The 25197-nt window shown below is 44.4% G+C and carries 25 protein-coding genes and 1 riboswitch; of the genes, 1 reads left to right on the top strand and 24 read right to left on the bottom strand.

Features of this window, described 5'->3' with window-relative positions; all coding sequences use genetic code 11:
• Positions 1-13: 13 nt before the first annotated feature.
• From rfbD to LACPH_RS09380, 12 genes are all read right to left on the bottom strand, one after another.
• The gene (gene rfbD, locus LACPH_RS09325; protein ID WP_306386753.1) at positions 14-856 is read right to left on the bottom strand and encodes a dTDP-4-dehydrorhamnose reductase; all 843 of its coding nucleotides are present in this window, start codon (positions 854-856) and stop codon (positions 14-16) included.
• A gap of 77 nt (positions 857-933) precedes the next feature.
• The gene (gene rfbB / locus LACPH_RS09330) at positions 934-1959 is read right to left on the bottom strand and encodes a dTDP-glucose 4,6-dehydratase (RefSeq protein ID WP_306386754.1); all 1026 of its coding nucleotides are present in this window, start codon (positions 1957-1959) and stop codon (positions 934-936) included.
• A 2-nt stretch (positions 1960-1961) separates the two neighbouring features.
• A complete protein-coding gene (gene rfbC / locus LACPH_RS09335) occupies positions 1962-2534 on the bottom strand; it encodes a dTDP-4-dehydrorhamnose 3,5-epimerase (RefSeq protein WP_138426619.1) in 573 nt (190 codons plus the stop codon).
• Complete coding sequence (rfbA, locus tag LACPH_RS09340) at positions 2534-3409, bottom strand: glucose-1-phosphate thymidylyltransferase RfbA (protein WP_025012899.1); 876 nt, start codon at positions 3407-3409, stop codon at positions 2534-2536. The genes rfbC and rfbA overlap by 1 nt, the downstream gene beginning before the upstream one ends.
• 332 nt (positions 3410-3741) lie before the next feature.
• Positions 3742-4422, bottom strand: a complete 681-nt coding sequence (locus LACPH_RS09345; protein WP_306386755.1) for a sugar transferase — start codon at positions 4420-4422, stop codon at positions 3742-3744.
• A gap of 360 nt (positions 4423-4782) precedes the next feature.
• On the bottom strand, positions 4783-5649 hold the full coding sequence (locus tag LACPH_RS09350; protein WP_306386756.1) for a glycosyltransferase: 867 nt from the start codon (positions 5647-5649) through the stop codon (positions 4783-4785).
• Positions 5649-6818 carry a hypothetical protein gene (locus LACPH_RS09355; protein ID WP_306386757.1) on the bottom strand — a complete coding sequence of 390 codons (1170 nt, stop codon included), beginning with the start codon at positions 6816-6818 and terminating at the stop codon, positions 5649-5651. The genes LACPH_RS09350 and LACPH_RS09355 overlap by 1 nt, the downstream gene beginning before the upstream one ends.
• A 34-nt stretch (positions 6819-6852) precedes the next feature.
• The gene (gene wzx / locus LACPH_RS09360) at positions 6853-8265 is read right to left on the bottom strand and encodes an O-unit flippase-like protein (RefSeq protein WP_306386758.1); all 1413 of its coding nucleotides are present in this window, start codon (positions 8263-8265) and stop codon (positions 6853-6855) included.
• 21 nt (positions 8266-8286) lie between these two features.
• Positions 8287-9372, bottom strand: a complete 1086-nt coding sequence (locus LACPH_RS09365) for a glycosyltransferase family 4 protein (protein ID WP_306386759.1) — start codon at positions 9370-9372, stop codon at positions 8287-8289.
• A gap of 1 nt (position 9373) precedes the next feature.
• Entirely contained in the window at positions 9374-10363 is a 990-nt protein-coding gene (locus LACPH_RS09370; protein WP_306386760.1) for a glycosyltransferase family 2 protein, read from the bottom strand.
• 98 nt (positions 10364-10461) lie between these two features.
• Positions 10462-11211: a CpsD/CapB family tyrosine-protein kinase gene (locus LACPH_RS09375; protein ID WP_306386761.1), complete on the bottom strand. Its 750-nt coding sequence runs from the start codon at positions 11209-11211 to the stop codon at positions 10462-10464.
• 16 nt (positions 11212-11227) lie between these two features.
• The gene (locus LACPH_RS09380; protein ID WP_306386762.1) at positions 11228-12148 is read right to left on the bottom strand and encodes a YveK family protein; all 921 of its coding nucleotides are present in this window, start codon (positions 12146-12148) and stop codon (positions 11228-11230) included.
• Between the two features lie 353 nt (positions 12149-12501).
• Here LACPH_RS09380 and LACPH_RS09385 point away from each other — a divergent pair, with 353 nt between their 5' ends.
• Positions 12502-13221 carry an acyltransferase gene (locus LACPH_RS09385; protein WP_151466730.1) on the top strand — a complete coding sequence of 240 codons (720 nt, stop codon included), beginning with the start codon at positions 12502-12504 and terminating at the stop codon, positions 13219-13221.
• A 170-nt stretch (positions 13222-13391) separates the two neighbouring features.
• Here the strand turns inward: LACPH_RS09385 and LACPH_RS09390 are convergent, their stop codons facing one another.
• The 12 genes from LACPH_RS09390 to efp all read right to left on the bottom strand — a co-directional run bounded on the left by LACPH_RS09390 (position 13392) and on the right by efp (position 25117).
• Positions 13392-13892 (bottom strand): QueT transporter family protein, encoded by a 501-nt coding sequence (locus LACPH_RS09390; protein ID WP_306386763.1) that lies wholly within the window; start codon positions 13890-13892, stop codon positions 13392-13394.
• A riboswitch (PreQ1 riboswitch) is annotated at positions 13890-13988 on the bottom strand. It overlaps the preceding gene by 3 nt.
• 19 nt (positions 13989-14007) lie before the next feature.
• Positions 14008-14721, bottom strand: a complete 714-nt coding sequence (locus LACPH_RS09395; protein WP_306386764.1) for a 3-oxoacyl-ACP reductase — start codon at positions 14719-14721, stop codon at positions 14008-14010.
• Entirely contained in the window at positions 14718-14942 is a 225-nt protein-coding gene (locus tag LACPH_RS09400) for a DUF2829 domain-containing protein (RefSeq protein ID WP_025013754.1), read from the bottom strand. Before LACPH_RS09400 ends, LACPH_RS09395 begins: the two co-directional genes overlap by 4 nt.
• 302 nt (positions 14943-15244) lie before the next feature.
• A complete protein-coding gene (locus LACPH_RS09405) occupies positions 15245-15556 on the bottom strand; it encodes a helix-turn-helix domain-containing protein (protein WP_010491620.1) in 312 nt (103 codons plus the stop codon).
• A gap of 265 nt (positions 15557-15821) precedes the next feature.
• On the bottom strand, positions 15822-16451 hold the full coding sequence (locus LACPH_RS09410) for a histidine phosphatase family protein (RefSeq protein WP_306386765.1): 630 nt from the start codon (positions 16449-16451) through the stop codon (positions 15822-15824).
• Between the two features lie 325 nt (positions 16452-16776).
• The gene (locus tag LACPH_RS09415; RefSeq protein WP_049169261.1) at positions 16777-17757 is read right to left on the bottom strand and encodes an ABC transporter ATP-binding protein; all 981 of its coding nucleotides are present in this window, start codon (positions 17755-17757) and stop codon (positions 16777-16779) included.
• 1 nt (position 17758) lies between these two features.
• On the bottom strand, positions 17759-18811 hold the full coding sequence (locus LACPH_RS09420; protein WP_010491625.1) for an ABC transporter ATP-binding protein: 1053 nt from the start codon (positions 18809-18811) through the stop codon (positions 17759-17761).
• 11 nt (positions 18812-18822) lie between these two features.
• On the bottom strand, positions 18823-19821 hold the full coding sequence (locus tag LACPH_RS09425; RefSeq protein ID WP_025012999.1) for an ABC transporter permease: 999 nt from the start codon (positions 19819-19821) through the stop codon (positions 18823-18825).
• The gene (opp3b, locus tag LACPH_RS09430; protein ID WP_010491629.1) at positions 19821-20744 is read right to left on the bottom strand and encodes an oligopeptide ABC transporter permease; all 924 of its coding nucleotides are present in this window, start codon (positions 20742-20744) and stop codon (positions 19821-19823) included. The genes LACPH_RS09425 and opp3b overlap by 1 nt, the downstream gene beginning before the upstream one ends.
• A gap of 149 nt (positions 20745-20893) precedes the next feature.
• Positions 20894-22516, bottom strand: coding sequence for a peptide ABC transporter substrate-binding protein (locus LACPH_RS09435; protein WP_049169257.1), 1623 nt, complete (start codon positions 22514-22516; stop codon positions 20894-20896).
• A gap of 431 nt (positions 22517-22947) precedes the next feature.
• The gene (locus tag LACPH_RS09440) at positions 22948-24381 is read right to left on the bottom strand and encodes an MFS transporter (RefSeq protein WP_306386766.1); all 1434 of its coding nucleotides are present in this window, start codon (positions 24379-24381) and stop codon (positions 22948-22950) included.
• Positions 24382-24553: 172 nt separating this feature from the next.
• Positions 24554-25117 (bottom strand): elongation factor P, encoded by a 564-nt coding sequence (gene efp / locus LACPH_RS09445; protein WP_010491634.1) that lies wholly within the window; start codon positions 25115-25117, stop codon positions 24554-24556.
• Between the last annotated feature and the right edge of the window lie 80 nt (positions 25118-25197).

A 25197-nucleotide genomic window follows, 5' to 3' on the forward strand; every position in this document is an offset into this window, starting at 1 on the left:
CGAATTGCGCATTCTATTTATTAATAGTTGCTATGAACTCCTTCAAAGCATCTTGCCACGTCGGTATCTTAAAACCAGTTGCCTTCGTCTTGCTTAAGTCTAAGATAGAGTGCCGCGGTCGCCATGCTTTTTGCGGGTATTCAGCTGATGAGACAGGTTTAACTGTCACATCTTTATCAGCTAAAATTGCACTGGCAAACTCGTACCAGTTACAACTGTTGTCGTTAGATAAATGGTAAATGCCGTAATCCAGGTGGTGATCAACTGCAAACGTCATAAACTCTGCTAACGTTTTGGTCCAAGACGGTCGGCCATACTGATCATCGACCACTGTCAACTCTTTGTGTGTCTTTGCAAGATTCAACATCGTGTAGACGAAGTTGTGTCCATATTCCCCAAAAACCCAAGACGTCCGAATAATATAGTACTTTTTCAGGTATTTTTGAACTTCCTGTTCGCCTTCGTATTTTGCCCGGCCATATTCATTACGTGGGGCAGGCTGATCATCAACAGTATAAATTTCCTTGCTGTCACCATCAAAAACGTAGTCCGTGCTAATATAAACCAACGTCGCGTCAACGGCCGCCGCAGCCTTTGCCAAGTTTCGAGTGCCATCAACGTTAACCAGTTGATTAAGCGCCTTAGCTTCATCCTCAGCTTTATCAACGGCTGTATACGCAGCACAATGATAAATGACGTCCGGTTGGTATTCCTTAACATACTGATCAACAACAGCTTCGTCAGTAATGTCAAGATCTTTTGCATCAGTTGCCCGGTAAGAAATCCCCCGAGCATCTAACAAGTGACGTAATTCCGTACCAAGCTGGCCTTGCGCACCAGTAATCAAAATCTTCATGTATCTTCTCCTCGACCTCTTACATGTCAATCAATTGATATCTCGCATCAATGATCTTGTTTAGGAACCATCATCCATCATTGACCATTTCTTTGATATTTTTCTTCAACAGCGGACTTCTCATCTTGCCACCAGCTGCGATGATCGGTATACCACTTAATTGTGTCCGCCAAGCCTTCTTCAAAGTCTGTGTACTTTGGCTTCCAGCCCAGCTCCTCTCGAGTCTTGGACGCATCAATCGCATAGCGCATATCGTGACCTGGACGATCTTTAACTTGATCATAGTAATCGGTCGGTTTGCCCATTAACTTCAAGATCAATTCAAGAACCGTCTTGTTGTCCTTTTCGCCATTAGCACCGATCAGGTAAGTCTCACCGATTTTGCCTTTGGTAAGAATATCCCAAATAGCTGATGAATGGTCATTTGTATGGATCCAGTCACGAACATTTTTCCCGGTTCCATAAAGCTTTGGTTTGATACCGCTCAGGATATTGGTAATCTGTCGCGGAATGAACTTTTCAATATGTTGATACGGGCCATAGTTGTTCGAGCAATTTGAGATCGTAGCTCGTACGCCAAAAGAGCGTGCCCACGCATGAACCAACATGTCGCTCGCTGCTTTAGTTGAAGAGTATGGACTTGACGGATTGTACCGACTGTTGACCGTGAATTTCTCACCAGGGCCTTCTCCGTGGCCAGGCAAGTCTTCGCGCAAAGGCAAATCACCATATACTTCGTCCGTTGAGATATGGTGAAAGCGCACATCGTATTTGCGGGCGGCCTCAAGCAATGTGTACGTGCCAATTACGTTGCTATGTAAAAATGGGTCTGGATTAATCAGTGAATTGTCGTTGTGGCTTTCAGCCGCGAAGTTAACAACAGTATCAACTTGACCCATCAGTTTATCAACGAGCTCTTTATCAGCAATATCGCCGACTACCAACTTCACCCGATCGCCTAAAACATCTTCAATGTTTGCCTTGTTTCCTGCATAAGTTAGTTTGTCCAAAACCATAATCTGAACATCCGGATGGTTATTATAAACAAAACGAACAAAGTTTGAGCCAATAAAGCCCGCACCGCCTGTAATCATTAGTTTCATTATCAAATCTCCCCATAAACGAAATTGTTTTCAGCATCCTTTAACTGTGGATGATGCTGATCTTTCTCCGACATAATAAGGTGGGCGGTTGACATCGGCCACTCGATACCGATATCAGGATCGTCAAACGCAATACCTCGATCAGCTTCAGGTGCATAGTAACCTTCAACCTTGTAAACAAAGTTAACATTTGGTGTCAAGGTAATAAAACCATGTGCAAAACCCTTAGGCACCAACAATTGTCGATGATTATATTGGCTTAAAATATAGCCTTCCCATTGACCATAAGTAGGTGAACCTTTGCGGATATCAACCAAAACATCCTCTACGACACCAGTTACAACGCGTACGAGTTTAGTTTGAGCGTAAGGTGCCATCTGATAATGCATCCCTCGGAGAACCCCTGCCTCCGCCGATAGGGACTGATTATCCTGATTGAAATCATTCTTGATGCCGGCTTCCACAAACTTTTCACGTGTATAGGTTTCCGTGAAGAATCCACGATTGTCGCCAAATACATCAGTTTCAACTAACTTAACATCTGTTAACTTAGTAGGTATTGTTTTCAAAGCCATTATTTAAGTTCCTCCTTAACGAGCCGCAGCAAATACTGACCGTAATCATTTTTTTTGAGCGGCTGTGCCAGTTTCTTGAGCTGATTAAGATCTATGTATCCCATACGATAAGCAATCTCTTCAAGGCAAGCCACTTTTAAATTTTGCTGTTTTTCGATAGTTGCCACAAAACTTGAAGCATCTAGAAGCGAATCATGAGTTCCTGTATCTAACCATGCGTATCCTCTACCCATGACTTTGACATCTAATTGTCCTCGTCGAAGATATTCTTCATTAATATCTGTAATTTCTAATTCACCACGAGCTGAAGGTTTGACATTCCTTGCAATGTTCACGACATCGTTATCATAGAAATATAATCCCGTGACCGCATAATTGCTACGCGGATGCTTAGGCTTTTCAACAATTGAAATGGCATGTTGTTGGTCGTCAAATTCAACTACCCCAAAACGTTCTGGGTCAGTGACTTGATAACCGAAGACAGTAGCGCCTGATTTTTTCGCAGCAGCATCCTGTAACAATTTAGAGAGACCTGCACCGTAAAAAACATTGTCCCCAAGAACCAATGCAACGGTGTCAGTACCAATGAAGTCTGCACCTAAGATGAATGCCTCAGCAAGCCCATTAGGCTCATTCTGAACTTTGTACTGGATGTTTAACCCAAGATCGCGTCCATCACCAAAGAGCTTTTCAAATTGTGGCAAGAATTCTGGTGTTGATATAATTAAGAATTCTTTGATTCCAGACAGCATTAAAACGGAAAAAGGGTAATACACCATCGGTTTATCGTAAATAGGTACTAATTGTTTACTGGTTGCCTTAGTTATTGGATAAAGCCTAGTCCCAGACCCACCCGCTAAAATAATTCCCTTCATTAAAATATCTCCTCTTTGTATTGCGTGATTCAAAACTCAGTGGAACACAATCAAAAACCCGAAAAATTATACAGGTAGCCTTGAAATATATTCATCCAACAATTAATAACTCCATTCTGAATAGACTGCAAACCATGTGCCTAAGCCTCATTAGTTATCTAGTAACAAAGAAAGTTCGATTTTGCTGCTTTAAAATGTATAGCTTCGTTAAAATCTTTCATAAAGAATGGCTCCGGTATCCCTATCAGATTAAGGAATCGAAGCCCTCTTAATCAACTTTCTAAACTAGGATTTAATTCCAAATGGTCCGTCGCTTCAAAAAATAAGCGATTTTAAAATGCGCCATCTTTTTTTATTATTGAAACAATGTTCTTAGCTAAAATAAATAGATCATAGTGAAAAGACCGATGATTCACATAATAGAGTTCCAGTTCAGCGCGTTCCGGATAGCCTATATCACTCCGCCCACTTGCTTGCCAAAGCCCCATCGCCCCAGGCTTAGCAGTGAGAAGCAGACTCACACTTTCACCATACTCGGCCAATTCCTTTTCAACAACGGGGCGCGGGCCCACCATACTCATTTCGCCCTTAAGTACATTTATAAACTGTGGAAGTTCATCAAGAGAAGACTTCCTTATGAAAGCGCCCAACTTTGTAATTCGAGGATCCTCGTTCGCTGGAATTTTATAATTATTGTCAACGTACTTAGCATAAAGCACAGGATCTTCCTTAAGTTTAGCTTCAGCACCCACAACCATACTTCGAAATTTGTATATTTTAAATTTCTTCCCGCCTTGGCCAACTCGTACCTGTTTAAAAAATAATGGTCCCTTATTTTTTCCAAAGAGGCAAAACGGAAACAGAATGAGGCTCATAACCCCAACCAAAAATAACCCGCATAAACCACAGAAAAAATCGAATATTCTTTTTTCTGCCAGGTAAGCTGCTGAAGCGCCTATTTTTTTTCCTGAGATTTTGGCTGCCTCATTTGCCGATTGAATTCGTTTCTCCAAAATACATTCCTCCCCAATTAATTACGTTTTGAGCCAGCTCCTCCAAAGCTTATACAGCCGTTAGTTTAAATCATCCTTAATAAATGATCAAGAGAAACAAGGTGACAACGGCTATCAAATAGAGCAGTTCTGTTCTGCTTTCTTAAAATCAGTGCTCCATTATTGTTGAGCCAAAGTACGTCATGAACAATAATTGTCTGCATACTATATTGGCACACCATGAAACCAAACCGAATTAATTGAAATTTGAACAAAAGCACTGATGACATTAGGCAAATATAGTTAACGTCGAGCGATTCTTAACATGCCAGTAGGAAGGTGAGCAAAGTCCACATATTTCTTTTATATTTCCGTTCAATTTTATTTTGAAGGAAGATAAGCCACAAATTTAATTGCACTTGAAATGATCACGTCAAAAAAAAGGCGGGGAGACATGTTTCGCCAAGATTCTTTGAGCTCGAAGAGGACTAATTTCTTTCCTTTGTCGTAGTTTGTTCCAAAGTGATCTCCGATCCACTTTTGGCTGTGGTAAAACTTCGCAATGTATCGGTAACGAAGATAAAGATCCCTGTATCCAGACAAATTATTATGGATAACTTCGGCACGTGCATTATAGTAAACATCCCAACCAGTCAAAATCAACTTTGCAGACATATACGCATCTTCCGCAAAATTAATTTCTTCCGGGAAATTACCAATGTCAAATACAGCAGAGAGCCTATATATCGAAAAAGCGTCAGATGAAAAATACGTTGACGGGCCTAATTTGGGAATATCACTTTTTTTCTTGACACGCGATTTATCTGGATAATTAAAGTAACGATCATAATATTCAGCGCTGTTCTGCCGTGTACTTCTCTGCTTGCCGTACGAAACTCCTACATTTGGCTTTGATACAATCCCTTGAATTAGACTATCAATGGATTCTTTCGTAAAAATGACATCCTGTGTAAACATTAATAGAAAATCTACCTTGTTCCGAAAATAATTTGCAGCTTTCTTGCGAACAAGGCCATGCGAAAAGTCCTTTCGCGAAATCGTTTGGTACGTAATATGTTGATTTTGTAAAGCTTTTGTTGTCCCATCAGAGGACTCTGAGTCGATAACGAATAGATTGGACAATGGTACTGAGCTCTCCTCCACAGTCGCAATTATTCTATTGATTTGACCGGCTGCATTTAAGGTTGGTACAAAAATTCCAACTCGTTGTTTGTTTTCGTTTCCCACTAGTTAACCTCCTCCAAACTTTCTTGACGCGGATCTGTCACAGGTTTTAATCCAAGCTTGTTTACAGAAAATAGATAGGAGCTCACCATGAAGTAAAGTGGACTAAAGGTGACTAAGAAACCGTTTGTTTCAGTAAATCCACTTAGCACAATTGGTAGAATTATAATTGAAAGAATTCTCTTATCACTTAAATGACCTTTCTTGGTTGAAGTAAGTATAAAGAGGCAAAATATCAGAAAAATACTAGCAACTCCGAACGTCAATAAAAACTGGATAAATGCTCCATCAAAGGCACCAAATCCAACCACTCCCATTGTCTTCTGATTAATGGTCTGCAAATTACCTAACAACTTAATCGGCATGGCTTGATAATAGAACTGCCATATCTCTGCTCGTCCAGACAAGAGATCATTAACGCGATTCCAAAAATCATCCGTTGACGAAAAGTTGCTCGCTACATAAATTGATAAGAAACTAAAAAAAGGTACAAGCCAAGCTGACATCATTAGATAAAGATTCGGTATGCGAGTTGACCTTTTTTTTGTAGTTGCAAAAATAGTATAGCCAACTAAGCAAAAAACCGCTCCCGTCTCATAACCCATTTTAATTTCAAGCCAAGTTGTCAAAAGCATTAGTAAAACGCGATAGATCTCACGAACTTTCAGCACTAGTAAAGATTCAATAAATAGAACCCCTATTTCAAACGCCAAAATATTTGTATATGTAAAGCCATAACAAAAGATCGTAAAATGGAAATCCGAAATGTCCGCGCCATAACCGGACTTTGGTAAAATAGAGAACAGGCTCAAAATAACGACGAACAAAACAGAAAATAACCGACTGAAAAAGTCATATTTGAGTATAGATTTAAAGTCCAGCCCAGTTCCAACAATTAAAGCAAGGAGTATCGGTAACATGTAAGTCAGCTTAAATAGATAAAAGTATATCAACAGAAGTGTCCCAAAAATAAGAAGAACAACTATCCTTTTAACCGTCCAGTCACTAAGAAGTGAGATTATAGCCAGAGCTACTAGCATGACGGTGAGCATTGTTGCAGTAAAATTTATGCTTTTTGAATAAAAAAGGTTCCAGCTGCTCAAGGACATAATAGATGCAAATACAAAAGCCGCATATCCAAGTAACAAGGTTTTTTGACTTAATCTTTCCATGTCGTGCATCTCTTCCTTTCGCTCTATAACACAACTATGCTCTCAAAATCGTTTTAATCCAACTACTAAGTCCGATGTTGAGAGTTCTAACAAACGTAAAACCTTCTCGCTTATAAAAATACCGCAACCAATACCAATTATTAAAACAAGCCTGCGCAAGAATTTGAGCTACAATGACTAATGTTAGATTGTTTGGGAAAAATTGCAAAGAGATAAAGATTAATACAACCGATATGACTGAACTCACGACAAAAGCTTTAGCATAAGGGATTTCATTAGCAGCTGCAATATAAGTCGCATAGCCAGATTGCTGATTAAACAAGAAATAATAGATGATCATAAGCAAGAACGTTATGACAGAGAAAGAAAATCCTGGCCTTAAAAATCCCACAATTGGCATGACTACAAAGTATACGCCCAACGAACCGCCAAGAAAGACTGAGATATAAGCTATTTGGCAACGTCCAATGATTATTTGAAGACTCTCTTTTGCTCGTGAAACCATACGATTTTGAATAGTTGGCAAATATGCGTTATTAATAGCGACGGCCACACTAGCCACAGCATTTATCAATTGTAAAACAAGCGAGTAATGTCCTACAACCGTTAACGATACCTTCAGTGAAATGATAAGCGAACTTCCTTGTGTCGCTGCATAATTGGCAATTGAAACGAAGCCATCTTTAACTGAGTTTGGCAATACTGTGCGAATTGTATCTAGAACCGCTTTGAGTTGAACATCACTTTTAGTCTGTCGGAATATTCGCTGTACTTCTATATTTTTAAAAAAAGTAGCTTTGCAATATTGTCTAAAAATGAGTCCTTGCGCTAAAAATCCGAGGACTGCGCCTAATACCCCAATACCCATCATTAGAAGTATTCCAGAAATTGAAATCTGAGACACTTTTGAAATGACAAGAGCGACGTTGATGGATTTGATTTCATTAATCCCACGTAAAATGCTAGCGTAATAATCAAAGTATAAATTAAGAAAAAAGGACAGACACATAACAATCCACGCAGTCAAGTAATGTTCACCAGAAAAATTGGCAGTTATATGAGCTATATACAAAGATCCAACACTTAACAACAAAACAAGTGCTATTACACTCAGGACCAAGTATAAAACTTTGCAAGACTGGTAGAGAAGCCTAAATAAATTCGAGTCGACTTCTCCCTCAGTTTGCTCAGCCATTCCTTGTCGCGACAGTTTTTTAGCTCCACTCCATATATAAGCAAAGTTTCTAGCAAAGGTAGGTGCAAAGCCAAAGTCAAAAAGAACTAATAAACCGTTAATGCCCAGAAAAACATACCATAGTCCTAAATCGTTGCCAGAAAGCTTCAACAGGATAAATGGGAGCATAAGGAACCCACTTGATAGTGAAAAGAAGGTCCCTATATAACTCCATAGCACAGCTTGTGTAGAAGTTCCCATTTGTTTCGGCATAAATAATTAGTCCCCCGTGATTTAACTAAGATCCCTTTTTGTTTTTTGTAGTATTGTCATCAACTCATTTGTCGATTTCTCTAGAGAAAAGTTCTTAATGTCATGAAGACCCGCACTAACAAGGTCAAGGCGTTTGTTTTCATCCTTGAAAAGCTTAATAATACTATCAACAAAGGCCGCTTCATCATCAACCGGTAGCAGCAATGCATTGGTTCCATTCTTTCCGTACTCTTTAATACCATTACTCTCAGTTGCAACAAGAGCTGCACCGCATGCCATCGCTTCCATACCAGTCAACCCCCACCCTTCCTTTTTAGCAGGCATGAGGTAAATCTTAGCTCTTCCATAAATCTGATCTCTTAATTGTTCAACGTTTGCTGCTCGAAAATAATGAAAATAACTGGGCAAATCACTTGGCCTTTGAGGAACGCCAAACATAAGAACTTCCAAATCAGGTATCTCTTCCTTAACCTTTTTTAGAACCTCTACTCCGAATTTTGTGTTTTTATCGGGTAATATGTGGTTAAGTATCGCTACTTGATTTTTTCGATTTGTTAATGAATGAGAGGGGTAAAACTCGGTTGTATCAATGGAATTTGGTATAACATCACTGTGCTGACCCGTTTTTTTAAAAATCAATTTTTCCAGCCAATTTGCGACCACTATTTTATGTAGTGGTAACGTATACGTTGAAAATACCCTCTTTTCACCACCTTGTATCCAATCCTCCAGCGCTTGAATGAAATAATACTTTTGACCTTGGCGAGGACTTTGATCAACAACAAATCTTGCTGTCTCAGCTGCTGTGGCGATAATACAATCGTATGACTCGCTTATTGGCCCTAATTGATGGAAATGTTCAGAGACCCTAGGATCTAATTCAAACCAGTCCAATTTAAGCCTGTTTTTGTTGAAACGTTCAACAACTCTTTTTGTAACCATCTTAAAGTCTCCCCAAATTAGGGGCGTCACTACATATCTTTCTGCCAAATAATAAACATCAACGTGCCAGCCTCGGGATACCAAAGCATTAGCATACTTATAAACCATTTGATAACCACCAACTGGATGCCGAGAGAAGGTAGGTAATATAAACGCAATTCTCATTTTAAAGAATTCTCCTTGCAGAAACACCAGTAAACAGAATGATTAAAATTTTTAAAATAGGTGTGTGTTCCCAGCACACCCTGTTTTTTAGAACCAAAGCAATTCGAGTAAAGGGATTTTTCCTCATTGCAAAATTGGCATAAATTTTAACTCTGCTTTGCACTGAAGTAGGAAGCTCTGATATTAGCTCTTGAAGAATCGCAATATCTTCTAATCGCTTTTGCAGAGATGCCAACCGTTTTAAAACGTTGATTTCTTGCCAAATCGTTCGCTTTGCACCAATCTGATTGCTCCCATGTTGCCGGTACCGAACTAAAGGTTTCGGCAAAAAAGCCAAGTTATTAAATGAACTTGTAAGTAAGGCAAGAAATGAATCATGCATTGTAACTTTCAGAAACTCCGATTTTGGCAATTGAAGTACTAGGTCTCTCGCTGCTCGATTAATCGAAAAAGCTGCACCAGTCACTCTTGGATTCAGAATTAGAAAAGAAAGATCCCGCTCTTCATCCGAACCCCATCCATTCGCACTCATCATTGTTTTCCCCAGAGTGTGGTTTTGACCATCAACAAGTAAAAGATCCGAATATACGCCGCCAGGTTCCGTTTGCTTTAATTTTTTCCATGCCGACTGCATTTGAATCACCTTATCAGGTGCCCAAACATCATCTTGATCTGAAAAGTAATAAATATCCGCTTCAACTTGGTGTAAAAGCGAATAAATAGCACTCTTAATACCTTGATATTTTGGATCTTTTGGAATGATTCGAATGTCATCACCATATTTCCTTAAAATCTTGCCTGTGCCATCCTGTGAACCATCATCATAAACAAAAACTTGGTAATCGTAATTAGTGATGCCTTTTTGCTTAAGAATGCTATCAAGTTGCTGTTCGATAAACCTCTCACCATTGTATGTCGCAACCAATACAGCGATTCTTAACTTCCTGCTTTGTTTCATTACGAAGGTCACCCCAAAACCCAATTTTGTCAAAGTAATTCATATTTCTAAACTCATTCCAAACCACGCAAATAAGACCTATGTTTCTAAATGTTAACTAACTTAACTCTCCTTAAGATTTAAAAATCAGATTAGCTATTGTCGTTTTCGTACCCGTAGCCATAACCATACCCATAACCACGATCACCATGCTTAGTTCTAACGCGTTCAACACAACCGAGAATTTTTGCCTTGGCAAGCTTTAAGACTTCAACTGTACGTTTTAAATCCTCTTTTGTGGTCTTTCCAATATTAGCAACTATAACCACCCCGTCGGTTCTTGGTACTAAAACTTGTACATCTGAAACCGCTAAAATTGGTGGAGCATCTAAGACAATGATATCGTACGCATCTCTAGCCCATTTTAAGATGCCTCCCATTTTTCCAGAGTTTAACAGCTCGGAAGGATTTGGTGGTATAGGTCCTGAAGTTAGAACATCCAGGTTCTCAACGAATGTATCCTCAACCACGTCCTCCGGGGCAGCTTTCCCCGTTAATATAGTCGTAACCCCATCAAGATTCAGCTTTCTAAACGTCGCATGTACGGTCGGACGACGTAAATTCGCATCTATTAACAACACTTTCTTCCCAGACTGTGCCCACGTCACAGCTACATTAGCAGATACTGTCGATTTACCTTCCGACATTGCTGAAGATGTAAACATTACAACCTGACAACGATTTAAGGCAGCTCCTGCAAATTCAATGTTGGTGCGGACAGTCCGAAATTGTTCCGAAACAACATGCTTTGGTTCGGCAAATGTTACCAACATCACACCATTTTTTTGAGTCTCATGATCTTCTCGATGAGGATGTAAAACATTTTTTAACGACCAGTTCATCTTTTCTTCTTCCCCCTTAGATTCGACGTCGACTACGTTGTGGAAAACTAGAAGAGCTCAGGCCCTCCGGTTCTGGATCATCTCTGTGACTTTGTTTTACATCCTCAATAGCTTGCCCCATATCTTTCATATGCCGAACATAATTGACAACGCCCAAATTAACTAATCCCAATTCATCAGTAATGAAATCGACATTTTTAATTGTTCTATCTGTCAACTCACGAATCAGTCCCCAAGCAAATGCAATAAGAACTCCTAAAAACAAGCCTACTAATGCAAAAATCTTTAATCGCGGCGAGACTGGATTAGAGTTAGCTGTCGCTTTTGAAACAACTGACACATTTGAAATACTCATGATAGTGGCAATCTTTTTTTCGAACACCTTTGCAATTTCGTTAGCTATGTCTCGTGCCCTAACAGGGTTTGCATCTCTCACACTCACAGTGAATACTTGTGAGTTTTGTTGGGTGGAAACCGAAACCATCTTTGCGAGATCATCTGCAGAAATGTTCGAATAACGAGCTGGTTCCAATTTATATTTGGCAGGTTGAGCTTTTTTTGTAACATATTGTTCTCTTAAACCTGTTGTGGCATTATATCGCGTACCATAAACTGCCTTCGTTGGTTTTTTTACCATAACCTTGCGAGGACTTGTTAAATCATCAGCAACAGCTTGTAGAACTACCGGACGTGTCAGAATATCCTTATAAGTATTGATTAGCTGGATATCAGCCTGTTGGGCATTCAATTGCATATTCGGATCATTATCTTGTTTGCGATTAACAAGCAAAGACGTATCTGATTCATATTTAGGCGCAATAAATGTCTGTGCTCCAAAATATGCAACTGCCATTCCAATAATCCCAAAGATGATCATTGGGATAAAGCTGCGTTTAAAAACGTTCCACAGTTGTGAAAAGTCAAATTGTTTGTTCATGAACTTCTTCCCCACCTAATTCAAAAATAGTTACCTTAATCAAAAAAAGACTGCCCACAGCGCAGCCACTTCTTTTCAAAGTTTTTAAAACTCCACTCCAAAGAATAATACCCTAGCATGGTCACTAAAGTCTACCCAATTTTTAGAGTAAGAAATCGTCTTGAAAATTTGTCTGTAAAAGGGCATGCCTTGAATAGACACAACTTTTAGCCCTGTGACAACATATAGTCGCTTTTATTACAATCTCTTTACAATTTCCCCCAAACCCGCCAGAATGACCCTAACTTGTAACCAGACTCATCTGGATTTTAGTTTAAAATAAAAGCAACGTAACTTTTGGGGGCTTACTGATCATGAAAAAACATACGCTGCGTTTGCGGGACTGGATATTGTGTATCGCGTTAGGTTTGTTGATTGCCGGCGTTGGTGGCTTCTTTTATTTCCGCCACTATCAATCTGAACAGGCGATTGCCGTTAACCAGCAGACGCGTCAACGCATTCAAAACGATTCCAAAGCTAAAGTCAAAAAAGAGAAGGTGCTGAATCAGTACCGACTTTTTGGGCTAACCGATAGCGATATCACAGCGGCTAAGGACTTACCTGTCACAGCCATTGGCGACTCGGTCATGCTAGGTAGTTCGGCTTACCTCAAGGTGTTGTTCCCGAAGATGTCGATTGATGCCGAAGTTGGCCGGCAAGTGCAGGCAGCGCCCGCGATTATCAGTCAACTCAAGTCCGAAGGCAAGTTAGATGATACTGTCGTGATTAGCCTTGGTACGAATGGTCCGATGACGGAATCGGACATTAATGGCATTTTGGACCAGCTGGGCAGCAATCGCCAAGTCTTTTGGGTGACAGCGTATGCGCCGGGTAAAGCGTGGATTGACCCGGTGAATAAGTTGATTCATTCGGCGGCTAAGTCGCATAGCAATCTGCATGTGATTGACTGGTATTATCTGGCTGGCGGCAATGATGACTGGTTTGCCGACGACGGGGTTCACCCTAACGATGCCGGACGTGTGCATTATTACACGTTGATTGCCAAGGATGTCATGCAGACGCTTAAGAAGTAGCGTGCCATCTGTTTTTACCTACAGGCGTGTTTCACATAAGCCTCAATTTTAAAAATAACACCGAGACGACGGAAATCTTCTCGGTGTTATTTTTGATTGATTCTTAAATTTGCTGGCGATCAGTGTGATCTTTTTGCTTCACATCGCTAGCCAGCTGTTTTCAGCTTAGTTTACTTATCCAAATCCACATACCGTGTCAGCACCATCATCACAACGCCGCCGACTGCCATTGAGACTGCCTCACCTAGCGCAATGGTGGCGTAGGAGGCCCAGAATGGTACCTTGCTCATGATTGTGAGCTCGCCGGCGACTGTGAACATCGAAAAGGCGAAGAGCACACCCATGATGGCGAATTTGGCCCATTTTTGATGGACGAATTTGGCTGCCCAGCGACTGATCACGATGAAGACAAGAGTGCCTAGTGTGCCGACTGGTACGTCGAGTAGTGCGGTTGGCGAGGCTAAATTGGCCAAAAAAACACCCAACGTAACCGCCCAGACGTACCGGCGATTGAAGAGCGCCGTGTAGTTGAGCATCTCGGAGAACCGGACTTGTACGACCCCGAAGCTTAGCGGGCTGAGCATCAGGGTCATGACCACATAAATTGCGGCGACGATCGCGGTTTTGGTGAGACTGACGATTGAACGATGGGACATTGATGTTGTTTGCATATTGTTCTCCTTTGTGGCTTTGCCAGTAATAACGACGATCAAAGGAAATAAGTATCGTCGTGGAAGCGGTGTGCGCTTCCGATTCAATTAACATCATCTTAACAATGTTTCAAGTTTACTTTTCTAACCAACCGCCGTCAATAGGAATGACGGTGCCGTGAATGTAATCGGCGGCATCGCTGGCCAGAAAAAGGGATAACTGGGCGACTTCTTCTGGTTTGGCCCAGCGCTTGGCCGGCGTTTCCTCAGCTACCCACGTGGCCATTTTGCCATCACCGGCGAAGTCAGCCGCGTTCATGGGCGTGTCGATGGCGCCTGGCGCTAAGGCGTTGGCGCGAATGCCTTTTGCGGCGTAGTCGAGGTCTAACTGCTTGGTGAGCCCGATAACGGCGTGCTTGGCGGCTGTGTACGCCACGCCTCCGCCGCCACCGACCAGTCCGGCGATGGAGCTCATGTTGATAAAAATGCCGTGCCCACGCTTGAGCATTCCCGGCAACAGTGCCTTGATCATCAGGAACTGGCTAGTGAGGTCGACATCGAGAATATGTTGCCAGGTTGCCAGATCGGTGGCGGTAACTTCTTGGTAGCCATCCAGAATGCCCGCCGTGTTGCAGACAATGTCGGGCGCATAGTCACGAGCGATGTTTTCTGCTGTCGCGGCCTTACTGACATCTGCCTGAATGGTGACGGCTAGCCCAGTCATCGGCTGAAGATCGACGCCAATAACCCGCGCGCCCGCCGCTGTAAATGCCGCTGCCTGAGCCGCACCGATGCCTGACGCCGCACCAGTCACGACAACGGTTTTACCGCTAAAATCGAATGCTATCATGCGTCAACAAGTTGCCAGTCTTCAGCGAGAATGTCACAGTCAGTCGGTGACCACAAGCTGAACGCTTCATCCGCGGTTTTGATCAGAAAATACGGATTTAACGTGTCACCTTCAAATTTGCCTTCCGGAACTAGCTGAACATACAACTCGGTGCCTTCCCAGCCAGTCCGAACGGCTTTCTTGCCTTTTTTCAGTGATGGTAAAACTGCTTCGAATGTCATGAAGTTATTTCCTCCTTTTTACTTGGCAGGCAGCCCACAGCCCATGTGTGGCTTAGCTAGCTACCTTGGATGTGAATTCAGTGCACTAAGTATACGCGATTTTTTGATTAGCGAACAGCCCCGAGCACAAAATGCCTGATTGGGGGAACGGCCATCAAGAGCGCTCATCCTTTTGACACTACCTGCACGCTGCCAATCAACAACAAAGAAAATCGGTGCTAGCAACAATTGCCGCTAGCACCGATTTTCTAATTACCCAGCCACTTAACCGCAACTGGCGTATTTTCAACCTATGACCGCACTCAAAGATTAATCACCTGCATGAGTACCTCGGAAACGCGTGCTCGCTCGGTTTCCGGCAAGCCAGTCAAGTACTTCACCAACGCTAACGTATTGATGTCGCTCATTTCCGGTGCGATAAAGAAGTCACCGACCTCCATGTCTAAGGCTTGTGCAATGTCAGTCAACTTCTTAACGCTGATGTTGTTGACATCACCGCGTTCCATACGGGATATCAGACTTACTGAGACCCCCGAACGCTCGGCCAGCTTTTCAATCGTCAGGTTCAAACTACGGCGTTGTTGATGTACTAATTTTCCGATATTATCTAACATCATGTCCCCCACCTTTAATGTACGGCGTTATGCTTTAACATTAAATGAAACGAGCGACCATCAAAAGATTTTATATTATTATTTAATAATCTAAAGACGGCCTATTCTCACACAACGCTGGTGTACGAACCCCACATTAACGCGCCAATACATCTCCACTACTATTGTAAGCGCTCACGTGGGGGAAGCGCCAAATATTGGCTTGATAAGCGGGAAAAAAGAGCACATTCCGGCGGGGACAAATGATTAACTGATCCTTCGTGTTCTATAACGCGCTCGGGACAAATGCCCACAAGGTGCCGCGGGTAAATTCTTCGCCGTCATCAGTATCGATTTCGCTGATACTATTATTCGGTGGCATGGCCATTTCATCGCGAGCGTTGTTGAGGTCTGCGCCAAGATAAGTGCTCAGCAGCAGCATCCCCAGCAAGCCATGAGCAACCACGAGCACCTTGCCATCTGGATGTTGGTCATAAATTCGCGTGATCACGCGCCGTCCGCGAGTCAACGCATGCTCAAACGACTCAGCGCCGATTCGTTTATAATCAAATGCCTGCAGGTTATGATAATAATTATCGATTTGGGGATCATCTTGGACCTTTGCCAAAGGTCGACCATCCCACTGTCCCAAATCGACTTCACGTAAATCTTCTTCGGTGATGATCGCCGGTTGCGCCACCTTGCTTTGAGCCACAATCAGCTTTGCGGTGGTTTGTGCCCGCGGCATCGGACTGGCATAAATACCAGCAAACCCAGTTGTTTCAAAAAAACGTCCCACTGCCATCGCCCCAGCGCGGCCAGACGGCGTCAGCGGCGTGTCAGTACGCCCACCGTTAAAGCGGCGTGCCAGATTCGTCTCGGTCTGTCCATGCCGCACAAAATAAAACTTGGTCATTCCTTGCACACTTCCTTTGAGGATAGTGTAGCAGACCCGCGACCAGAAAGCGCCATCTTGAAGTCAAAATTCGATTCAGCCTTGGCAATATTTAGCGAATGTTAACAAGTTTCGGGATGCCGTATTAGCGCGCTCACAATTGCAAAAGCTACGTAAACCGGCGAACCCACGTCCTTGCGATTAACTTACATACCGATTTCTAAGTCATTCCTGCTCACGCCAAAAAGCCGGCAACACTTTTACGTGCTCCCGACTTTTATAAATCAAACGCCACTTTAATAAGACTTGCCGCAGACAAGACTGGCGCAAGTGAAAATGCATTTTTTTAGTCCGCAGCTGTCCCAGCTGGCGTCTTATGGTCCTCTTCAGCCTCAGCCTTGTACGCTGCCACCTCGTCGTCAGCGGCAAAGATGTAATGATCGGGATAAACCTCGACCATTTTACGTTGCTTGTTGTCACCTTCGACCTTGCTGGCGTCGTATGGAATCGGGATACGCTTTCGCTCGACATCTGGGTCAGGGACAGGAATGGCGGACAGCAGGCTCTTCGTGTACGGATGAAGCGGATGGGAATAAACTTCGTCGGCACTGGCCAGTTCGACCAGACGGCCATAGTGCATGACCGCAATGCGATCGGAAATATACTTCACCATCGACAGATCATGGGCAATGAACAGATAGGTCAGCCCTTGGCGATCCTGAATGTCCTTCAGCAAGTTAACCACCTGAGCCTGAATGGACACGTCCAGCGCACTGATCGGTTCGTCCGCGATAATAAACTTAGGCTGCACCGCAAGCGCTCGGGCAATGCCGATCCGCTGGCGTTGACCGCCGGAGAATTCATGGGGATAACGGGTCGCATGGTCGGCGTTCAAGCCAACTTCTTCCAGCAACTGTTCGACTTGGTGATCGCGATCCGCCTTGTCCTTGGCAAGATGGTGGATGTCGATGCCTTCTGCAATGATATCTTTGACTTTCATCCGCGGATTCAACGATGCATACGGATCCTGGAAAATCATCTGTGTGTCCCGGCGGAAAGCCAACATCTGCTTGGAACCATTTTTGAGCTTGGCGATGTCCTGGCCGTTGTACAGAATTTCGCCACTCGTTGGATCGTACAGCCGAATGATGGCACGGCCGGTCGTGGTTTTCCCGGAACCGGATTCGCCAACAAGGCCAAGCGTTTCGCCTTCGTAGATATCAAACGAAATATCCTGAATCGCTTTAACTTCGTCTTTCTTGCCGGCGTTAAACGTTTGAACCAGATGCTTAACGGAAACAAGGACTTTTTTCTTATCGTCGGCCATGTCAGTTCACCACCTTTTCGTTTGGATGCTTGCTTGCCCACAGTGCATGCCGCCGCGCGATTTCCGGGGGCAACTCCACTTTCGGCGCACCCGGCGCTAACAGCCAGGTCGCAGCTGAATGCGTTGGCGAGATCTTGAAGAAAGGCGGTTCCTGTTCAAGATCAATGGCCATCGCATACGGATTACGCGGAGCAAACGCGTCTCCTTTTGGCGGATCAAGCAAATCCGGTGGTGTACCGGGAATTGCGTACAGCCGATCACTCTTTGTTTCCAGTGTCGGCATTGCTTCCAGCAGGCCCCAAGTATACGGATGCTGGGCATTGTAAAAGATTTCGTCAACGGTGCCGTATTCGACAATTTTACCGGCATACATAACCGCCACGCGATCAGCAATCCCGGCAACAACGCCGAGGTCATGAGTGATGAAAATGATTGACGTATCGATTTTGGACTGGATTTCTTTTAACAGATGAATGATCTGTGCCTGAATCGTCACGTCCAGCGCTGTTGTCGGTTCATCGGCTAACAGGATTTGCGGATGATTGATGATCGCAATCGCAATGACGATCCGTTGGCGTTGGCCGCCGGAGAATTGATGCGGGTAATCTTTCAATCGGCCACCTGCGTCCTTGATGCCGACCAGTTCGAGCACACGTTCTGCTTCTTTCAAGGCGTCGGATTCGCTAATCTTGTTGTGCAGCATTAATGGCTCAGCCACCTGTTTGCCGATGGTCATGGTCGGATCCAACGATGTCATCGGATCTTGAAAAATCATGGCAACATCATTGCCGCGCATGGCATTCAGCTGTTTCTCGGACTTTTTGAGAATATCGACGCCATCAAAGAGCACTTCGCCGTGGGTAATTTTGGCATTGGGCGCCAACAACCCCATCACGGTACGCACGGTAACGGATTTCCCGGAACCAGACTCGCCAACAATCGCCAGCGTTTCGCCTTTGTTAAGGTCAAAACTGACATCCCGAATCGCGTGCACCGGTCCGGCATAAGTGGCAAAGTCGATTTCCAAATCTTTAACTTCCAGAATTTTAGTCATTTTGCCACCTCCTAATGTTCACTACGCGGATCAAAAGCATCGCGCAAGCCATCAGCCAATAAGTTAAACGCTAGCATCAGGACAACGATGACAATCGCCGGATACAGCAGTTGATATGGTAGAACTTGCAGGTTCTTCTGTCCATCGGATAACAACGTCCCAAGACTGGCAGTTGGCGCTGGCAGCCCGATCCCGATGTAACTCAGGAAGGCTTCAAAGAAGATGGCCGTTGGAATCGTGAACATGGTCTGAATAATGATAATGGAGCTCAGGTTCGGGATCAGATGCTTGAACGCGATTTTGACACTCGATTCACCAAGTGTTCTAGCCGCCAAGACAAATTCCTGATCTTTTAACTGCAGTGTTTGCGCCCGAATCAGGCGGGCCATGGTGACCCAGCCAGTCAACGCAATTGCCAAAATGATGGACGTCATCCCTGGCTTGAACACCTGCAGCATCAAGATAACAACAACCAGGTTTGGCACACTGGAGATGATTTCAATGACACGCTGCATCAAGGTATCGGTCATGCCGCCGCGCCATCCGGAGATGATGCCGTAGAAAACCCCGATGGTCAGATCGAAGAAGGTTGCGACAATCCCGATGAACAGTGAAACGCGGGTGCCGACCATAATACGGGATAGCAGATCACGGCCGAGGTAATCCGTGCCAAGCAGGTAGTAAACATTTTTGCCCATGCCGGCGTATTTATTTTGGCCATTCAGGTAACCGTTTAATCCTGGCAAATCAACGCCTGGCCATTTTGGTGGCAAATTGGAATAGTTCAGGTTCTGCTTGTTAGGATTCGAAGGTGACAGCCACAAAGATAGAATCGAAATGACCGCAATAATAATCAAGATCCAAAGTGAGATGAGCGCGGCTTTGTTCTTCTTCAATCGCCGCATCGCATCTTGTGAGAACGTCAGCGCAGGCTTGGCAATGCGTTCCTGTTCAGCCGTATTCACTTTGACATGCTTGAATGCGTCTGGACTTAATTTTGTTGTTGCCATTAGTTTGCCTCCCCGCTCAGTCGGATTCGTGGATCAATGAAGCCGTAGAGAATATCAACGATTAAGATGATGACGGTCAACATTGCACTGTAAAGAATTGCCAAAGCCATGATAACCGGATAGTCGTTGGTCGTGATCGACTTGACGAATTGTTCACCAATGCCGGGGATCGCAAAAATATTCTCGACAACCAGTGAGCCGACCATCAAGTCAACCGCCATTGGTCCGATGATGGTAACAATCGGAATCATGGAGTTACGCAGCGCATGCTTGGCAACGACCTGCCAGCGTGATTCGCCTTTGGACCGCGCGAGCTCGATATAGTCCGAACTCAGCACATCCACCATTTCGGTACGCATAAACCGCGCCGTCTGAGCCAGTGGTGCAATGGCAAGAGCGATCGTCGGTAAAATACTGTACGTAAATCCGCCCCACAATGCGACTGGGAAAGCACCGGTTTTATAAGCGAACAGTTGCAACAAGGCAGCGAACACGAAGTTAGGGATGGACCGACCGAGAATTGCGAAAATTGTCGCGGTGGCATCCACCCAGGTATTCTTCCGAATCGCCGCAATCGCACCGAGCACGATGCCAGCAAGCGTGCCTACAACCATGGCTTGCGCACCGATTTGCAGTGACGGTCCCATTCGCGAAACGATCAGGCCGGACACGGTTTGACCGGGATACTGGTACGACATCCCGAAGTCACCATGCGTGATCCCTGCCATATACGTGAGATATTGCATCCAAACCGGCTTATCCAGTCCATACTGTTTCTTTAAAATTGCCAGTTGATCTGCGGGGATCTTAGGGTTATTAAACGGTGTCCCCGGCAGTAGCTTCATTAGGAAGAAAGTAATGGTAGCAACAAGAAACAGTGTCAGGAGCAGGAAGCCGATCCGTTTTAAAATATATTTAGCCATGATTCACTCCTGTTTTTTGGGTTTTTACTCAAACGGCGTTGTCCCGCCGCAAAACACGTGACAACGCCGTTTGTGAAGAATTAGTTATTGAGCCGACAACTCACAGTACTAGAAATGAGGTTTGAGCTCATCTTAGCTTCTGCCGATCCTCACTTGACCGTTGCATTAACGAAGTCGTAAGCACCTGTTGGGTTGTATTTCAAATTAGAAATTGTCTTACGTTGCAAGGTTGTTTCAACCCGTTGATACAGTGGCACAACACCCTGTTCTTTGGTCAGGATTTCTTGGGCTTTCAACAACGTATTCCAACGAGCAGTCGGATTAGTCGCATCCGTTGTCTTGGACTGCTTGATTAACGCATCATATTGTGCGTTAGACCACTTACCATCGTTATAAGTGTTGTCAGTGGTGAACAGATCCAAGAAGGAAATGGCATCTGGGAAATCAGCATTCCAACCGGAGTAAACCATATCGAACTGACCGTTTTGGGCTCGTGATAGACGTGTCTTGAACGGCACCGTCGAAATATTGACCTTAAAGCCTGGCAATGCTTGTTGGAAAGCACTCTGAAGGTATTCTGCAGAACGCTTAGCACCAGTCGTATCATCGGTTAATAGTTCCAAGGTCGGTGCTGACTGGCCAGTTTCCTTCAAACCTTCTGTCCAAAGCTGCTTGGCTTTCGCCGGATCATACTTGGTAGCAGACCCATCGTTTTTCGCAGCTTCCTTGGCAAAGTCTTGACCGTTTTTGGTGAATAAACCTTCTGGTGTTGCGTTGGCGGCAGGAATTGAAGAATCATTAAGAACTTTCTTGATGTATTCTTTACGATTGATGGCTAAGGAAATTGCCTGACGAATCTTGGCATTCTTGAAAATCGGATCTTTCTTCTCGTTTAACTCAAGATAGAAAGTTCCGTTTTGCTTGAGCCCACGATAATCTGCCATCGTTTTGGCTTGAGCCGCCTGTTGTCCACTAATCTTTGTTGCAAGATCCAGCTTCTTGGACTGATACAGGTTTAATGCCGTCTGGGAATCCTTGACCACTTGGCCATTAATGGTATCAATATGCACGTTCTTTGCGTTCCAGTAAGTCTTGTTCTTGGTTTCCTTCCAAGTGTTACCAGTTCCGTTCCAGTTCTTCAACTCGTAAGGGCCATTGGACAAGAGATACTTAGAAGCCGTCCCATATTTCTTACCAGCTTTCTCAACAAACTTCTGATTTTGCGGGAAGAATGCCGGGTTAACCAACATCGTCTTCAAATAAGGAATCGGATGTTCCAGGGTGACTTTCAAGGTTGTCTTGTTAACTGCCTGAACGCCTAACGTGCTAGGTGCTTTCTTGCCGGCCGTAATATCATCGGCATTCTTCACACCGGAGTATAAGTAAGCGTATTGCGACTTGGTCTTTGGCTCAACCGTCCGTCGCCATGCAAAAACAAAATCTTGAGCCGTTACCGGGTCGCCGTTGCTCCATTTAGCATTGCGTAACTTGAAGGTGTAGGTTTTACCGCCGTCAGTTACCGTTGGCTCGCTTTTGGCAATTGCCGGTTTCAGTTTATTGCCTGAATAGCGATATAACCCATCCATCGTATCAATCAACGCTTGGCCACCAATGACGTCCGTGTTGGTTGAGGGATCCATCGTGGAAATAACATCAGATTCCATCCGCGTAATGGACTTGCCGTTACTGCTTGCTGAATTAGAACCACAGGCTGCTAACACCCCGGCGAGCGCAATTGTTGTGCCCGCAACCATTGTTTTTCTAAATTTCATCTTGTTCCCTCCTAAAATGATTGAACTTACCTTACATTAGAATCTCATTAATGTAAATAAGTAAACCCTCAATTTTGGATAAAAAAACCGCGATGTCAGAAAATGTCTCGTAAAAAGAGTAAGCCTGGTATCAAATAACAAATCGTACAAGGCTTATACGAATGTTTTAGATAGCGCATTAAATCCAGAAGTAGCAAAGTTTGTCTCACTGGCAAGGAGTGACATTGAAAACTCGCTGCAATATTGGAAGCTGCAGCAACCCAAATATTAAATAACACGCACTTTTGGCATAATTTCTTCCAGTTTTCATGAAATTGTTTGTTTTGTTCGAATAATTTTCGCTTCTGTCAAACAGCTTGCTAGTCATGTGCTCACAAAAAGAGCAAGAACCAAGGCAGTTGCTCAGTTCTTGCTAATTATTTTCAAAGTAATTACTTATTATTAGTGAGTGTCTTACCATTTTTGCGGCTGCGGATGCTTCGGAACACCACAATCACCAGGCCGACGACGGAAACCAACGTGGCCAACCAAAAGACCGTAGCCAGTGCGTGTAAAAATGGCTCACCGGATTGTGGCGAGATGCGGGTCACGCCAGGCAACTGGGCAAATAGCAAGGTAGCGCCGAAGCTGATGCCAATGGTCAACCCGATCGTACGAGCCAGTGAGTTCATGGAACCGGCAACCCCGGAGAGGCTGCTGTCCACGGCACCCATGGTTAAGGCGTTATTCGGCGACAGGAACAAGGCCATACCCGCACCATTGGCAACAATCGGCCAGATGATCGGCGCCATGGTTATTTTGGCGGGATAACTGGCATACCCGATTTGCGAAATGATCAGGACGAATAGGCCGAGAATCGTCAGGTAATAGCGATTCCAGTGATCGGCCAGCCAACCAGCAAATGGCGTAATCATCAGCATTGTGACACTCTGCAACATCATCAACAGGCCGCTGGCGAACGCGGAAATGCCGCCGTAACTCTGCAGGTAGAATGGGAGGAGAATATTCGATACCGAATTGACCAGCATCACGATGAGCAGCACACTCACGGAAATCAGATAGTCGGGATTGTGCATAATGCTCGGCGCAATCCATGGCGAGCGCGAGCGTTGGTCCTGAATAAATGCCAGAATCGTCAACAGAATGCCGCCTGCCAAAATGCCTACACCTAGCCAAAGCTGTTTTGGCTGCTGCAGCCAGTAACCACTGGCGAACATCAAAATCATCCCACCGGTGAACAGATTCTGTCCGGTCCAGTTAGCTTGTTGCCAGACGCGCCTGATCTCACCATGCGCTGGCCGTCGTAACGGCAACAAACGCATACCGGCCAAAACAATCATGATTCCCACCGGTACATTGAACAAATAAATCCAGCGCCAACTCGCCCAAGTAATGAGGATACCACCGAATGCCGGGCCGGAAATCGATCCCAGCGACACGAACATCGAGATCACAGCAAGAGCTTCTGCGCGATTTGCGTCTGGAAAATACTGACTAATGATGCCCATTGAATTGGCCATAATCATCGCCGAACCAACTGCCTGAACCACCCGACCTGCCATGATAGTCAGATAGGTCGGTGCGATCCCTGTTAAAAGTGAGCCAACGATAAACACGACTTCGCCAATCAGGAAGACCAGATTCTTGGAGACTAAATCGCCGATATGCCCAAACATCACCAACAAAACCGCTGTCGTGATGAGACCAATGGACACAATCCAGGTCGCCGCACTACTGGAAATCATCAAGTCTTCGGAAATCCTGGGCATGGCCAGATTGGTACTCGATCCAGACAACGCCGTCAGTAACGACATCATCCCTAAAACAATCAGAATTTTAATGCGTTGCGCTCGTGACATCTCCATCGTCCCCACACCCTTTCGAGTGTATTCTATGCCCATCGTTTAATCGCTACAATTAATCAGCCCGGCGACGTTACCATGCGCACCACTCTTCCCATTTGCGAGCAAATCAACTGTTTCAGATCATCAAAAAAGCGTCCATTTTGATTGGACGCACTTTGTTATTTGAATCTATTTACTTCTGGGCACGACCCTTGTAAGTACCAGTGTCAGTGGTAACCAAAATCTTTTCCCCGGCTTTAACAAAATCGGGAACGGTAACGACTAAGCCAGTTTCAAGTGTGGCTGGCTTGCCGCCTCCTGCCACTGTGCCGCCTTTAACCGCTGGCTGCGTGTCGGTAACTTCAAGCTCAACCGTTCCCGGCAGCTCAAGGCCAATCACTTCATCGCCATAGAACTCAATTTCGACCGGCACATTTGGCAGCATATACTTAAGCTCACGCGCGATGCTGGCAGTTGGAACCTCATACTGCTCATAAGTATCGCTGTCCATGAAATAAGCCGTGTCGTCTTGCGTATACAGATAAGTGGCCTTTTTACGATCCATGATCGCAATTTCGACCTTTTCACTCGGCCGCATCGTCGTAGTCACGTTGGCACCGGAACGCACATCGTACAACTTCATCTGCATCACGGTATTACCCTTGCCTGGCTTATGATGATTCGATTCCAAAACCTTAATCAACTTGCCGTCCTTAACAAAGACCATTCCGGCCTTCAAATCGATTGCTTCTGTCATTGAGCTATCCCCTTTATTATGAGCAAACCGGCGCCAGCAAAATGTGTGAGCGCGTTTACAACCTAAGTGTTCACTAAGCA

This window comes from Lacticaseibacillus parahuelsenbergensis, from assembly GCF_030770265.1.
In the GTDB taxonomy this organism is placed as follows: domain Bacteria; phylum Bacillota; class Bacilli; order Lactobacillales; family Lactobacillaceae; genus Lacticaseibacillus; species Lacticaseibacillus casei.

What these genes read in the sequence shown, in the direction of transcription:
- rfbD (WP_306386753.1), bottom strand. Translation starts at nt 856, where the DNA reads ATGAAGATTTTGATTACTGGTGCGCAAGGCCAGCTTGGTACGGAATTA.
- rfbB (WP_306386754.1), bottom strand. Translation starts at nt 1,959, where the DNA reads ATGAAACTAATGATTACAGGCGGTGCGGGCTTTATTGGCTCAAACTTT.
- rfbC (WP_138426619.1), bottom strand. Translation starts at nt 2,534, where the DNA reads ATGGCTTTGAAAACAATACCTACTAAGTTAACAGATGTTAAGTTAGTT.
- rfbA (WP_025012899.1), bottom strand. Translation starts at nt 3,409, where the DNA reads ATGAAGGGAATTATTTTAGCGGGTGGGTCTGGGACTAGGCTTTATCCA.
- LACPH_RS09355 (WP_306386757.1), bottom strand. Translation starts at nt 6,818, where the DNA reads ATGGAAAGATTAAGTCAAAAAACCTTGTTACTTGGATATGCGGCTTTT.
- wzx (WP_306386758.1), bottom strand. Translation starts at nt 8,265, where the DNA reads ATGCCGAAACAAATGGGAACTTCTACACAAGCTGTGCTATGGAGTTAT.
- LACPH_RS09365 (WP_306386759.1), bottom strand. Translation starts at nt 9,372, where the DNA reads ATGAGAATTGCGTTTATATTACCTACCTTCTCTCGGCATCCAGTTGGT.
- LACPH_RS09375 (WP_306386761.1), bottom strand. Translation starts at nt 11,211, where the DNA reads ATGAACTGGTCGTTAAAAAATGTTTTACATCCTCATCGAGAAGATCAT.
- LACPH_RS09380 (WP_306386762.1), bottom strand. Translation starts at nt 12,148, where the DNA reads ATGAACAAACAATTTGACTTTTCACAACTGTGGAACGTTTTTAAACGC.
- LACPH_RS09385 (WP_151466730.1), top strand. Translation starts at nt 12,502, where the DNA reads ATGAAAAAACATACGCTGCGTTTGCGGGACTGGATATTGTGTATCGCG.
- LACPH_RS09390 (WP_306386763.1), bottom strand. Translation starts at nt 13,892, where the DNA reads ATGCAAACAACATCAATGTCCCATCGTTCAATCGTCAGTCTCACCAAA.
- LACPH_RS09395 (WP_306386764.1), bottom strand. Translation starts at nt 14,721, where the DNA reads ATGATAGCATTCGATTTTAGCGGTAAAACCGTTGTCGTGACTGGTGCG.
- LACPH_RS09400 (WP_025013754.1), bottom strand. Translation starts at nt 14,942, where the DNA reads ATGACATTCGAAGCAGTTTTACCATCACTGAAAAAAGGCAAGAAAGCC.
- LACPH_RS09405 (WP_010491620.1), bottom strand. Translation starts at nt 15,556, where the DNA reads ATGTTAGATAATATCGGAAAATTAGTACATCAACAACGCCGTAGTTTG.
- LACPH_RS09410 (WP_306386765.1), bottom strand. Translation starts at nt 16,451, where the DNA reads ATGACCAAGTTTTATTTTGTGCGGCATGGACAGACCGAGACGAATCTG.
- LACPH_RS09415 (WP_049169261.1), bottom strand. Translation starts at nt 17,757, where the DNA reads ATGGCCGACGATAAGAAAAAAGTCCTTGTTTCCGTTAAGCATCTGGTT.
- LACPH_RS09420 (WP_010491625.1), bottom strand. Translation starts at nt 18,811, where the DNA reads ATGACTAAAATTCTGGAAGTTAAAGATTTGGAAATCGACTTTGCCACT.
- LACPH_RS09425 (WP_025012999.1), bottom strand. Translation starts at nt 19,821, where the DNA reads ATGGCAACAACAAAATTAAGTCCAGACGCATTCAAGCATGTCAAAGTG.
- opp3b (WP_010491629.1), bottom strand. Translation starts at nt 20,744, where the DNA reads ATGGCTAAATATATTTTAAAACGGATCGGCTTCCTGCTCCTGACACTG.
- LACPH_RS09435 (WP_049169257.1), bottom strand. Translation starts at nt 22,516, where the DNA reads ATGAAATTTAGAAAAACAATGGTTGCGGGCACAACAATTGCGCTCGCC.
- LACPH_RS09440 (WP_306386766.1), bottom strand. Translation starts at nt 24,381, where the DNA reads ATGGAGATGTCACGAGCGCAACGCATTAAAATTCTGATTGTTTTAGGG.
- efp (WP_010491634.1), bottom strand. Translation starts at nt 25,117, where the DNA reads ATGACAGAAGCAATCGATTTGAAGGCCGGAATGGTCTTTGTTAAGGAC.